11 protein-coding genes and 1 pseudogene are annotated in these 11,922 nt (G+C 72.3%); 5 read left to right on the top strand and 7 right to left on the bottom strand.

Annotation, left to right across the window (positions count from 1 at the left end; all coding sequences use genetic code 11):
- Nucleotides 1–7 precede the first annotated feature (7 nt).
- Complete coding sequence (locus QF032_RS08485) at nt 8–553, top strand: arginine repressor (protein ID WP_306953846.1); 546 nt, start codon at nt 8–10, stop codon at nt 551–553.
- Between the two features lie 189 nt (nt 554–742).
- Here QF032_RS08485 and QF032_RS08480 read toward each other — a convergent pair whose 3' ends face one another.
- From QF032_RS08480 to QF032_RS08455, 7 genes and pseudogenes are all read right to left on the bottom strand, one after another.
- The gene (locus tag QF032_RS08480; RefSeq protein ID WP_306953848.1) at nt 743–1,543 is read right to left on the bottom strand and encodes an FAD:protein FMN transferase; all 801 of its coding nucleotides are present in this window, start codon (nt 1,541–1,543) and stop codon (nt 743–745) included.
- Nucleotides 1,536–2,246 carry an FMN-binding protein gene (locus QF032_RS40875; protein WP_444875860.1) on the bottom strand — a complete coding sequence of 237 codons (711 nt, stop codon included), beginning with the start codon at nt 2,244–2,246 and terminating at the stop codon, nt 1,536–1,538. Before QF032_RS40875 ends, QF032_RS08480 begins: the two co-directional genes overlap by 8 nt.
- A pseudogene (locus QF032_RS40870) lies at nt 2,244–2,477 on the bottom strand (FMN-binding protein); the annotation flags it as partial. The gene QF032_RS40875 and the pseudogene QF032_RS40870, both read right to left, overlap by 3 nt.
- Before the next feature lie 242 nt (nt 2,478–2,719).
- Nucleotides 2,720–4,102 carry a ferredoxin reductase family protein gene (locus QF032_RS08470; protein ID WP_266723678.1) on the bottom strand — a complete coding sequence of 461 codons (1,383 nt, stop codon included), beginning with the start codon at nt 4,100–4,102 and terminating at the stop codon, nt 2,720–2,722.
- 142 nt (nt 4,103–4,244) lie between these two features.
- Nucleotides 4,245–4,982, bottom strand: a complete 738-nt coding sequence (locus tag QF032_RS08465) for a L,D-transpeptidase family protein (RefSeq protein ID WP_307055606.1) — start codon at nt 4,980–4,982, stop codon at nt 4,245–4,247.
- 57 nt (nt 4,983–5,039) lie between these two features.
- Nucleotides 5,040–5,639 carry a pyridoxamine 5'-phosphate oxidase family protein gene (locus QF032_RS08460; RefSeq protein WP_307041252.1) on the bottom strand — a complete coding sequence of 200 codons (600 nt, stop codon included), beginning with the start codon at nt 5,637–5,639 and terminating at the stop codon, nt 5,040–5,042.
- 163 nt (nt 5,640–5,802) lie between these two features.
- Nucleotides 5,803–6,681, bottom strand: coding sequence for a hypothetical protein (locus QF032_RS08455; protein WP_307055604.1), 879 nt, complete (start codon nt 6,679–6,681; stop codon nt 5,803–5,805).
- A 211-nt stretch (nt 6,682–6,892) separates the two neighbouring features.
- Between QF032_RS08455 and argH the strand changes: the two genes are divergently transcribed.
- From argH to QF032_RS08435, 4 genes are all read left to right on the top strand, one after another.
- Entirely contained in the window at nt 6,893–8,320 is a 1,428-nt protein-coding gene (gene argH / locus QF032_RS08450) for an argininosuccinate lyase (protein ID WP_307055602.1), read from the top strand.
- Between the two features lie 194 nt (nt 8,321–8,514).
- The gene (locus QF032_RS08445; protein ID WP_307055600.1) at nt 8,515–9,486 is read left to right on the top strand and encodes an aldo/keto reductase; all 972 of its coding nucleotides are present in this window, start codon (nt 8,515–8,517) and stop codon (nt 9,484–9,486) included.
- Between the two features lie 159 nt (nt 9,487–9,645).
- Nucleotides 9,646–10,188 (top strand): TetR/AcrR family transcriptional regulator, encoded by a 543-nt coding sequence (locus QF032_RS08440; protein WP_306953857.1) that lies wholly within the window; start codon nt 9,646–9,648, stop codon nt 10,186–10,188.
- 184 nt (nt 10,189–10,372) lie between these two features.
- A complete protein-coding gene (locus QF032_RS08435; protein WP_307041244.1) occupies nt 10,373–11,896 on the top strand; it encodes an MFS transporter in 1,524 nt (507 codons plus the stop codon).
- The last annotated feature ends 26 nt before the right edge of the window (nt 11,897–11,922 follow it).

Below are 11,922 nucleotides of genomic sequence, written 5' to 3'. Positions count from 1 at the left end.
GACGACGATGAGTCAGGCGCAGGACCATGAGCACCCGGGGGTCAACGGGCCCGCCGTGCCGCAGACCCGCACCGCGCGTCACCGCCGGATCGTGGACATCCTCAACCGGCAGGCGGTGCGCTCGCAGAGCCAGCTGGCGAAGCTGCTGTCGGACGACGGGCTGAGCGTCACCCAGGCGACGCTCTCCCGGGACCTCGACGAGCTGAACGCGGTGAAGATCCGCAACACCGACGGCGACCTGATCTACGCGGTGCCCAGCGAGGGAGGCTTCCGCACCCCCCGGGCGCCGCTCGGGGAGTCGGCGAAGGAGGAGCGGATGCGGCGGCTGTCGCAGGAGCTGCTGATCTCCGCGGAGGCGTCCGCCAACCTCGTGGTCCTGCGGACCCCTCCGGGGGCCGCGCAGTTCCTCGCCTCGGCGATCGACCAGGCCGAGCTGCACGACATCCTGGGGACCATCGCCGGGGACGACACGCTGCTGCTGATCAGCCGGGAGGCCACCGGGGGGCAGGCGCTCGCCGACCATCTCCTGCGGTTGGCGCAGAACGGCCACTGACGGCCACCGCCGCGGGGGCCATTGTTGTGTGCCGGGTGCGGGTCGGTGGGGGCCTGGCGCGCGGTTCCCCGCGCCCCTCGAGGGTCCGCCTGAGTGGGGTGAGCGCGGGTCCGGTGGGGCTTGTCGCGCGGTTCCCCGCGCCCCTGGGGGTTGGTCTCGGGGCGGGTTTTCGAGCCGCCCGGGTGTGGGTCAGCCCAGGCGGGATGCCAGGCCGCCGGTGCAGCGGACCTCGTCGCCTGCCGTGATGAGTAAGGCCTCGACGTCCGGGAGGGACTCCAGCCAGCCCAGCGCCTCCCGCGAGCCCATCGCGAAGGCCGCGGTGGCCCAGCAGTCGGCCCAGGTCAGCCGGGGCGTCACCACCGTCACGGCGACCAGGTCCGTCACCGCGGAGCGGCCCGTGCGCGGGTCCACGATGTGGGCGCCGCGCTCCGACGTCCCGGAGGTCGCCACCGCGAGCTCGTCCGCGCCCGCCGCCGAGACCACCGCCGCGAGCCCGCCGGGACGCAGCGGGTCGGAGACGCCGACCCGCCACGGCCGCTCGGGCCCGGGGACGCCCAGCAGCTGCACGTCCCCGCCGCCGTTGACGCTCACCCCGCTCACGTCAGCCGCCGCGATCAGCCGGGCCGCGCGCTCGGCGGCCCAGCCCTTCACGATGCCCGTCGGGTCGAGCCGGCCCTGGTAGCGCATGCTGAACCAGCCGTCGCTCGCCCGCTCCGCCTCGGCTCCCAGCTCCAGCACCTCGGCCACCTCGGGGTCGCACTCCTCGAGGGTCAGCTCGCCGCGTGCCAGCCGGGAGACCTGGCTGTCCTCGCGGTAGGTGCTGAACACCTCGTTCACCCGGTGCAGCGAGGCGACCGCCTCGTCCAGCGCCGCCCGCACCGCTTCGGCGTCGCCGCCGCGGACGTCGAAGGAGAAGACGGTCCCCATGACCTCTTCCGCGTGCCGCACCACGGCCGGGGCCGCCGCCGACTCGGCCACCGTGTCAGACACCGGCCTTGTCCAGGGCTGACTGCAGGGACTTCTTGTAGCCCTCGCTGGTGTAGGTGGCGCCGGAGACGGAGTCGATGTCGGCGCTGCCGGCGGCGACGGCCTCCTGGTTGAGCTTGGGGACGGACAGCTGGGTCTTCTGGTCGCTGGTGCCGCCCTTCGGCGCCTGCACGGCCTCGGCCTTGGTGATCTTGCCGCCTGCCACGGTGATGCGGACCTGCACCGGCCCGTACTGCGTCTGCTCGACGCTTCCGGTGACGGTCTTGGCCTGCGCGGCGCCCGAGGAGCCCGAGGAGCCCGAGGAGCCCGAGGACGAGCCGGCTCCGGAACCGCCCGCGTTCCCGGCGCCCGACGACGGGCCCTTGCCCGCCTTCGCCTTGTCCAGGGCTGACTGCAGGGACTTCTTGTAGCCCTCGCTGGTGTAGGTGGCGCCGGAGACGGAGTCGATGTCGGCGCTGCCGGCGGCGACGGCCTCCTGGTTGAGCTTGGGGACGGACAGCTGGGTCTTCTGGTCGCTGGTGCCGCCCTTCGGCGCCTGCACGGCCTCGGCCTTGGTGATCTTGCCGCCGGCCACCGTGATGCGGACCTGCACAGCCCCGTACTGCGTCTGTGCGGCGTCCCCGGTGAACGTGCCGGCGGCCTGCGCGCTCCCGGAGCCCTGGGAGGCCCCGGCGCTCGCGTTCGCCTTGTCGATCGCGGACTGCAGGGACTTCTTGTAGCCCTCGCTGGTGTAGGTGGCGCCCGACACCGTGTCGATGTTCGCGCTCTGCCGGGCGACCACCGCGGCGTTCAGCCTGGGGACGGCCAGCTCCGTCTTCTGGGTGCTGGTGCCGCCCTTGGGGGCCTGTACGGCCTCCGCCTTGGTGATCTTGTTCTGGACGACGGTGATGCGGACCTGCACGGCCCCGTACTGGGTCTGCGCCGCGTCACCGGTCATCGTTCCCGACACGACCGCGCCCGCGCCGCCCTGGGCCGCCTCCTGCGCCGCCGCGCCGGCGCCCGTGCCCGCCGCCTGCGTGGCGCCCGGGTCGGTCGACGGCTTCAGCGACAGCAGCAGCACGACCCCGGACACGGTGGCGGCGGTGGCCAGTACGACCCGCCGAAGCGGGTGACTCTTCCTCATCGCTTCCTGAGCTCCTGATTCCCTTTGGTGGCGAGGTTCCCGTGCGTACGGGTCGCTCACATCTCGAACGACTCGTGGTGGATGCGGCGGGCGGGGACCCCGGCGCCGCGCAGTGCCTCGTACACGCCCTGGGCGAAGCCGTTGGGTCCGCACATGAAGACGTCGTGGCTGTCGATGTCGGGGATCTTCCGTTGCAGCGACTCCGCCGAGATGTCGGGGCGTTCCCCGTCGGGGCTGTTCACGGCGTACATCAGCCGTGCCCCGCGCTCGTCGGCGATCTTCGCCAGCTCGTCCCACAGGGCCAGGTCCTGCGTGCTGTTGGCCCGGTACAGCAGGGTGATGTCGCCGGCCGCGCCCGGCAGCGTCTCGAACAGCGCCCGCATCGGGGTGATGCCGACCCCGCCGGCCACCAGCAGCACCTTGCCACGGCTGCGCCGGGACGCCGTCATCGCCCCGTAGGGACCCTCGGCCCACACCTTCGTGCCGGGCGTCAGCTCGCGCAGCGCCGCGCTGTGGTCGCCGATCGCCTTGACGGTGATCCGCAGCAGCTCCGGGCGGGGCGCCGCGGACAGCGAGTACGGGTGGGAGCTCATGCGCATCCCCGGCGCCATGAACCGCCAGCGGAAGAACTGCCCCGCCTCCGCGCCCATCCGGTGCAGCTTGCGTCCGCCGATGAGCACCGACACGATGCCCGGCGTCTCCTCGATGACCGCCTCGACGTACAGGCGGTGGCGCAGGTTCAGCCGCACGGGGGTGATGACCCGGTACCAGACGACCAGTGCGGTGACCGAGCCGTACAGCGCGTACCAGGCGGTCTTCGCGGTCGGTTCGACGGCGAAGTCGTTGCCGGTGGTGATCTGGTGCCAGAACGTGAAGAACACGGCCGCGTACGTCATCAGGTGGATGTGGTACCAGGTGTCGTACGGCATCTTGCGCCGCACGGGGCCGATGGACACCACGCCGATGAGCAGCAGCAGACCGGTGCCGATGGCGGCCTTGCCCATGTCGGGCAGCTGGTTCACCGAGTCGACGGTCTGCGAGACGATGTCGCCGAGCGACTTCCCGGCCTGCAGCGCGTACCCCCACATGATGAGGAACACGTGGGCGAACGTCAGGCAGAGCGTGTACCGGCCGCTCATCGCGTGCCAGCGGGCGACCCGGTCCGAGCCCACCCGGCGCTCCAGCGCCGGCACCCGGGCCATCTGCAGCACGACGAGCGCCATCAGGTATCCGGCCAGCAGGCCGGTGATCCGCCCCGCGTTGAGGATCTTGCTGTTGTCGTCCGCGATGTTGGGCGTGTTGTTCCACCACAGCCACAGCACGCCCGCGGCTCCCGCCCAGACGGCGATCAGCAGCGGCACGGCCGGGGAGCGGCGCGGACGGATGCGGCGCATCGTCTGGCGGCGGGCGGCACGGCCGCCGGCGATCGTCGTGGTCACTGTTCCTCCGTGGGTGCGGACCCTTGGCCCTCAGATACGGGCCACGGCCGCGCAGCGTTCAGTCCCGGCGAGAGTCCGCGCGCAGGGTCGCCGACGGACGTGACCCCCGGTAACCGGTGCTGGAGGGGGAGTTACGCCTGACTCAGTACCGCGTGATCGCCGTCCGCCCGCTCGCCGTGCCGATCGCGATGTGCGGCCGCTTCTCCGGCCGGGCCCACGCGAGCAGCCGTCGCATCGCGCCGGCCGGCACCGATACGCACCCCGCCGTCGCCCCGCGCCCGTCGACGTGCAGAAAGATCCCCGCGCCGCGACCGCGCACCGGCTTGCGGTAGTTGAAGCCGATGACCAGGGCGTGCGCGTACGGCGCGCGATAGGCGACCAGGTGCTCGGACTCGCCGGCCCGGCAGTCGGCCGGTCGCGGCTCGGCCCACCGGTTGTAGGCGCGGGAGGCGTTGTCCTGGCACCACCAGGAGTCCTCGCGGACCGGACGGAACGGGTACGACGTCCCGCGCGGCGGCGCCTGGACGCCGAAGGCGAAGGGGAGGTCGTACAGGCCCGTCGGCGTCGTGTTCGTGCCCTGCCGGCGCGCGGCGCCCTCGACGAGGCCTTTCGCGCCGAACCGGGCGGGTGCGGAACCGGCCCGCACCCATCGCCCGTCCCGCAGGTCCCACCAGGAGACGACACCCGCGGTGGAGCCGGCCCCCGGCGCCAGGGCGGTGATCAGCTGGCCGCCGGGGCCCGGGTCCGCCAACCGCGGGGGCAGGGGCGCGGCACGCGGCGCCGGCTCCCCGGCTCCGGGGGCTGCCCTGGCCCCGGGGGCCGCGCCGAGCACGAACAGGGAGGCGGCGGCGAGGCCGGCGGCGACGACACGAGGAGACATGCGAAGACGTTAAGGGCGCACGTCGTCGCCGGCAGTCCGGGAGCGGCCGACCGTGCGTCAGACCGGCGGCAGAGCCTGCAACGGCGGGAGCGGCAGTGGCAGGCCGGGCAGTCCGTCGATGCTCGTGGCGATGTGGTCCTTCTTCGCGAAGTACGCGTCGAGCGAGACGTCGTCCTCCCGGGCGAAGCGCTTGCGGTGCAGCTCGCGGTCCTCGTCGTAGGTCATGAAGGGCACCGCGTATCCGCAGGTGTCCCGGACGAGTTCGGCGTGCACCACGATGATCGCGCGCAGCCCGTGCGCGCTCGGCTCGATGTCCGGGAAGCGGCCCAGGAGTTCGCCGAAGCGGGGATCGTCGCGGAAGACCGGCTCGCCCCGGCCGTGCACCCGCACGATGTTCGGCGGCCCCTGGAAGGCGCACCACATCAGGGTGATCCGGCCGTTCTCCCGCAGGTGTGCGACGGTCTCGGCGTTGGAGCCGGCGAAGTCGAGGTAGGCCACGGTGTGCTCGTCGAGCACGGCGAACGAGCCCTTGAGGCCTTTGGGGGAGAGGTTGACCGTGCCGTCGCCGGACAGGGGCGCGGTGGCGGTGAAGAAGAGGGGCTGCTCCTCGATGAACGAACGGAGTCTTCCGTCTATGTGCTCGTACGTCTTTCCCATGGTCGGAAGTATCCGGGAAAGTCATTCGCGCGTCTAAGGAGATACGTGATCTCGGCTGACGCGCGTGTGCGTGGCGCGTGCGCGTGGTGCGGCGATGCGCGTGCGCGTGGTGCGGCGGTCGCCCGGCCGGTGCTGTCCCGGGGCGGCCGCCGCACCAGTCACGTCACTTGTTCAGCGTGCAGGCGGCGAGGGCGTTCAGGCCCTGCGGCTTGGTGCCCTTGCGGCCGATCGAGATGGCGATGCGGTCGATCGTGGACTCGCGCTTGCCTTGCAGCGGGCCGAGGATCGCGTTCTGCACGAAGTTGGGGCCGCCCTGGCCGACGGTGTTCTGGAGGCGGGTGTTGGCCTCGTTGATCTGCGTCTGGAGGAGGGCGAGGTTGCGGTCGACCTCGGCCTTGGCGGTGGCGGGGACCGCGGGCAGCTGCGAGGCCACGTCCGGGCAGGCGATCGTGCCGACGCCGTTGGCGTTGCCCGCGTTTCCGTTGTTACCCGCGTTTCCCTTGTTTCCGGCGTTCCCGTTATTGCCGGCGTTTCCCTTGTTGCCCGCGTTGCCGTTCGCCGGGGCGGCCGCGCCGCCGTTGTTCGCCGCGCCGCCCGCGTTCAGCGCGCACTTGGCGAGGGCGTTCAGGCCCTGCGGCTTGGTGCCCTTGCGGCCGATCGAGATGGCGATGCGGTCGATCGTGGACTCGCGCTTGCCTTGCAGCGGGCCGAGGATCGCGTTCTGCACGAAGTTGGGGCCGCCCTGGCCGACGGTGTTCTGGAGGCGGGTGTTGGCCTCGTTGATCTGCGTCTGGAGGAGGGCGAGGTTGCGGTCGACCTCCGCCTTGGCGGTGGCGGGGACCGCGGGCAGCTGCGACGCCACGTCCGGGCAGGTGATCGTGCCGGGACCGGCGGCCAGCGTCTGGGCGTTGGTCGCACCGCCCTTGGACGACTCCCCGGCAAGGGCGGAGTTCACGACCACCGCACCGGTCAGGGCCAGAGCGGCGGCCGCGCCGATGACGACCACACGACGCTTGTTGTACTTCGGAAGAGCCCTGGACATGCGGATGCCTCACTTGGGTCAGGAGTGGGTTTGGTTCACGCGGCCGGCGTTCAGCGGTGAGTACGGGTAAGCGGTTGCCGTTGTTCAAGGCATCTTCAAAAAGTCTTCGCAACTCATCCGGACCGCCGCTCCACGCGCGTCGGATTGACGAATCATGCAGAGCTCTGCATAATCATGCAGGTCGGTGAATCAGCGGTGAGGAGCAACGCAAGTGAGCAGCAACAGCGGTGACGTACGGCTCTGGGGCGGTCGTTTCGCCGACGGTCCCGCCGAGGCCCTGGCGAAGCTGTCCGCGTCCGTCCACTTCGACTGGCGGCTCGCTCCCTACGACATCGCCGGTTCCCGCGCACACGCGCGCGTGCTGCACAAGGCCGGCCTGCTCACCGAGGACGAGCTGACCCGGATGGTCGCGGGCCTGGGGAAGCTCGAGGCGGACGTCGCCGACGGCTCCTTCGTGGGCACGATCGCCGACGAGGACGTCCACACCGCTCTGGAGCGCGGCCTCCTGGAGCGCGTCGGCCCCGACCTCGGCGGCAAACTGCGCGCCGGCCGTTCCCGCAACGACCAGATCGCCACCCTCTTCCGGATGTACCTGCGCGATCACGCGCGGATCGTCGGCGGGCTGATCGCCGACCTCCAGGACGCCCTGGTCGGCCTGGCGGAGGCCCATCCGGACGTGGCGATGCCGGGCCGCACCCACCTCCAGCACGCCCAGCCGGTGCTCTTCGCCCATCACGTCCTCGCCCATGTGCAGTCCCTGTCCCGGGACGCCGAGCGGCTGCGCCAGTGGGACGAGCGCACGGCCGTCTCGCCGTACGGCTCGGGCGCCCTGGCAGGCTCCTCCCTCGGCCTGGACCCGGAGGCCGTGGCCAAGGACCTCGGCTTCGAGCACGGCAGCGTCGGCAACTCCATCGACGGCACCGCCTCGCGGGACTTCGTCGCGGAGTTCGCCTTCATCACCGCGATGATCGGCGTGAACCTGTCCCGCATCGCCGAGGAGATCATCATCTGGAACACGAAGGAGTTCTCCTTCGTGACGCTGCACGACGCCTTCTCCACGGGGTCGTCGATCATGCCGCAGAAGAAGAACCCCGACATCGCGGAACTGGCGCGCGGCAAGTCGGGCCGTCTGATCGGCAACCTGACCGGACTGATGGCCACCCTCAAGGCCCTCCCGCTCGCCTACAACCGCGACCTCCAGGAGGACAAGGAGCCGGTCTTCGACTCCTGCGACCAGCTCGAGGTGCTGCTGCCGGCCTTCACCGGCATGGTCGCCACACTCACCGTGCACCGGGAGCGCATGGAGGAACTCGCCCCGGCCGGCTTCTCGCTCGCCACCGACATCGCCGAGTGGCTCGTCAAGCAGGGTGTGCCGTTCCGAGTCGCGCACGAGGTCGCCGGCGAGTGCGTCAAGGCGGCGGAGGCCGAGGGCAAGGAGCTGGACGAGCTGACGGACGACCAGTTCGCGAAGATCAGCGCCCATCTGACCCCCGAGGTCCGCTCGGTCCTGAACGTGCCGGGCGCGCTGGCCTCCCGCAACGGCCGGGGCGGCACGGCCCCGAGCGCGGTCGCGACCCAGCTGGCCGAGGTGAAGGCGAACGTGCGGGCACAGCACGACTGGGCCACCGCGAAGCGGTGACACCGGCGGGGCGCGCCGGCCGGGGCTGCGCCGATCGCGGCGCACTCGCGCGGCGGTGGGCGACCGGGCGACCTCGAAGCGCCCCGCGCACGCGGACGTTCCGCACCCGGTGCACCCCCCGCACCCCGGAGTGAACGTCGTCGCGGGTTACGTTGGTCGTCAGCCGTACCGGAGCCGACCGAACGGAGCCCGCGATGCCCTTCGCCCGCCTCGCATCAGCGACCACCCCCACCTGCCACATCGGCTTCGGACTCGCCGCCGTCGGCCGTCCCGGCTATCTCACCCTCGGCCGTGACCGGGACCTCCCGCAGGACCGCAGCGTCGAAGCCCTCCGCGCCCGTACGCACGAACTCCTGGACGCCGCCTACGCCCAGGGCGTCCGCTACGTCGACGCGGCGCGCTCCTACGGCCGCTCCGAGGAGTTCCTCGCGAGCTGGCTCGCCGCCCGCCCCGACGTCGACGACGTCGTCGTGGGCAGCAAATGGGGGTACACCTACACGGCCGACTGGTCGACGGACGCCGAGACGCACGAGGTCAAGGACCACGGTCTCGCCACCTACGAACGTCAGCGCCGGGAGACGGACGGCCTGCTCGGCGACCGGCTCGACCTCTACCAGATCCACTCGGTGACCCCGGACAGTCCGGCCCTCACCGACAAGGAGCTGCACGCGAAACTGGCGGAGGCCGCCGCCCGCGGCCGCACCGTCGGCTTCTCCACCAGCGGTCCCGCCCAGGCCGACGCCATCCGAGCCGCGCTCGCCGTGACGGTCGACGGCGAGCCCCTCTTCCGCACCGTCCAGTCGACCTACAACATCCTGGAGCCCTCGGCCGGCCCGGCCCTCGCCGAGGCCCGGGAGGCCGGACTCACGGTGATCGTGAAGGAGGGCATGGCCAACGGCCGTCTCGCCGGGCCGGCCGCACCCGACGCCCTCGAGGCGGTGGCGCGGGAGACGGGCCTCGGCTGTGACGCGGTCGCCCTCGCGGTGATCCTGCGCCGGCCCTGGGCCGGAGTCGTCCTCTCCGGCGCGGCGACCGTCGCCCAGCTCGTCTCCAACCTGCACGCGGCGGCCGTCGACCTCGACGACGACCAGATGGACCGGCTCTCCGGACTCGCGGAGGACCCGCAGGCCTACTGGCAGCGGCGCAGCCTGCTGCCCTGGCACTGACCCACTGAGCCTCTGAGCCCACTGAGCCTCCGAGCCCGCTCAGCGCACTCGGCGCACTGAGCGACACGACGTCCGGCGGATGCTCACCCTGACCGCGCCGGGTGAGCCGTACACCCCAAGGGTGAGACATTTATGTCTCACATGCGCTATAGTTGTCTCATGGCTGTCGACCGTGACCATGTGCTGCGCAGTGCCGCGGCCCTGCTGACCCGAAAATCCACCGCGACGATGGACGAGGTCGCCAAGGCGGCCGGGATCAGCCGGGCCACGCTGCACCGCCACTTCGCCGGGCGTGACGCGCTCGTGCGCGCCCTGGAGTCCCTCGGCATCGCGGAGTGCGAGTCCGCCCTGGAGGCGGCGCGGCTGGACGAGGGCCCGGCGCCCGACGCCGTACGCCGGCTCGTCCGGGAGATCGAACCGGCCGCCGCCCTGCTCGCCTTCCTCTACACCGAGAACCAGCTCTTCGAGGGCGAGCAGCAGAACCCGGGCTGGACCAGGATCGACGAGCGCGTCGCGGCCCTGTTCCGGCGTGGCCAGGCCGACGGCGAGTTCCGCATCGACCTCACCCCCGCCTGGCTCACCGAGGCGCTCTACGGCCTGCTGGCCTCCGGCGCCTGGGCGGTCTCCGAGGGCCGGGTCGCCGGCAAGGACTTCACCCACATGATCACCGAGCTGCTGCTCGGCGGCGCCCTGCGCCACTAGGGCCCCGGCACCACCACCGTTCGGTGCCGTCCCCGTTCGGCGCCGTCACCGCTCGGCGCCACCGTCAGGCGGCCCACTGCTCGGTGCCCCACGGCCCGCCGCCGACCGCCCTGCGCCGGTTCGAGCGGCCCTCCATCCCCGTCACCCGATCCTTGGGCTCACCCGGCTCACGAACAGAGGAACCATGACCAGCACCCTGCAGCCGGCGACCACGACCGAGGCGGTGAGGCGCCCCGACCGTTGGCCGGCGCTCTCCGTCCTCGTGCTCGCCGTGCTGCTGGTGGCCGTCGACGCGACCGTCCTCGGTCTCGCGACCCCGTACATCAGCGAGGACCTCGAACCCTCCGGCACCCAGTTGCTCTGGATCGGCGACGTCTACTCGTTCGTCATCGCCGGCCTGCTCGTCTCCATGGGCAGCCTCGGCGACCGCATCGGCCGCAAGCGGATCCTGCTGGTCGGCGCCACCGCGTTCGGCCTCATATCGGTCCTCAACGCCTACGCGACGTCCCCGGAGACGATGATCGCGGCCCGCGCCCTGCTGGGCGTGGCCGGAGCGACCCTCATGCCGGCCACCCTCGCGCTGATCCGCAACCTCTTCCACGACCCGCGCGAACGCAGCCTGGCCGTCGGCATCTGGGGCGCGACGGCCTCGGCGGGCACCGCGGTCGGCCCGATCGTGGGCGGATTCCTCCTCGAACACTTCTGGTGGGGCTCGGTCTTCCTCATCAACCTGCCCGTCATGGTGGTGCTCGTGGTGGTCGGCGTGAAGACGCTGCCCGAGTCCAGGAACCCCGACCACGGCCCCTGGGACCTGGTCAGCGTGACGCTGTCGCTGGTCGGCGTGATCGCCGTCGTGTACGCCGTGAAGGAGGTCGCCGGTCACGGCCCGACCTGGGGGACCCTCGCCGCGGCCGTGCTCGGCGCCGCGGCGCTGTACGGCTTCGTGCGCCGTCAGTTCGCGCTCCCGGTCCCGCTGCTGGACATGCGGCTGTTCCGCAGGCGCGGTTTCAGCGGCGCGGTCCTGGCCGACCTGCTGACCGTGCTGGGCATGTCCGGCCTGGTGTTCTTCCTCTCCCAGTACCTGCAGTCGGTCCAGGGCAGGAGGCCCCTGGAGGCGGGGCTGGCCGAACTGCCGGCGGCGGTGGGCGCGGTGACGGCCGGTCTGCTGGCGGGCCGCGTGGCGCGCCGCTTCTCGGTGCGGGCCGTGGTCTCCGGCGGTCTCGCGGCGATCGGCCTGGCACTGGCCGCGCTGACGACGGTCACCGGGACCACCGGCTACCCCCTGCTGGGCGCGGCCCTGTTGGTGGTGGGCGTGGGCGCCGGGTTCTCGTTCACGGTGACGGCGGACGTCATCCTGAGCTCGGTGCCGAAGGACCGGGCGGGCGCGGCCTCGGCCGTCTCCGAGACGGCGTACGAACTCGGCGCGGCGCTCGGCATCGCCCTGCTCGGCTCGATCGTGACCGGCGTCTACCGGGGCTTCGCGGCCCCGGCGGGCACGCCGGAACAGGCGCACGAGTCGCTGGGCGGTGCGGTGGAGGCGGCGGGGCACCTGCCGCCGGCCGCGGGCGCGGAGATGCTGGCGTCGGCCCGCGAGGCCTTCGTCGACGGCCTCGCGGTGGCGTCCGGGGTGGGCGCGGCGGTCCTGCTGGCGGCGGCGGTCGCGGCGTGGTTCCTGCTCAGGGGACAGCGCCTGGAGACCGCCGGCTGAGGGAGGCGACCGGGGGCGCGGGGAAC

The organism is Streptomyces achromogenes (genome assembly GCF_030816715.1).
GTDB lineage: Bacteria > Actinomycetota > Actinomycetes > Streptomycetales > Streptomycetaceae > Streptomyces > Streptomyces achromogenes_A.
This window is presented reverse-complemented; position numbering and strand designations above follow the sequence as displayed.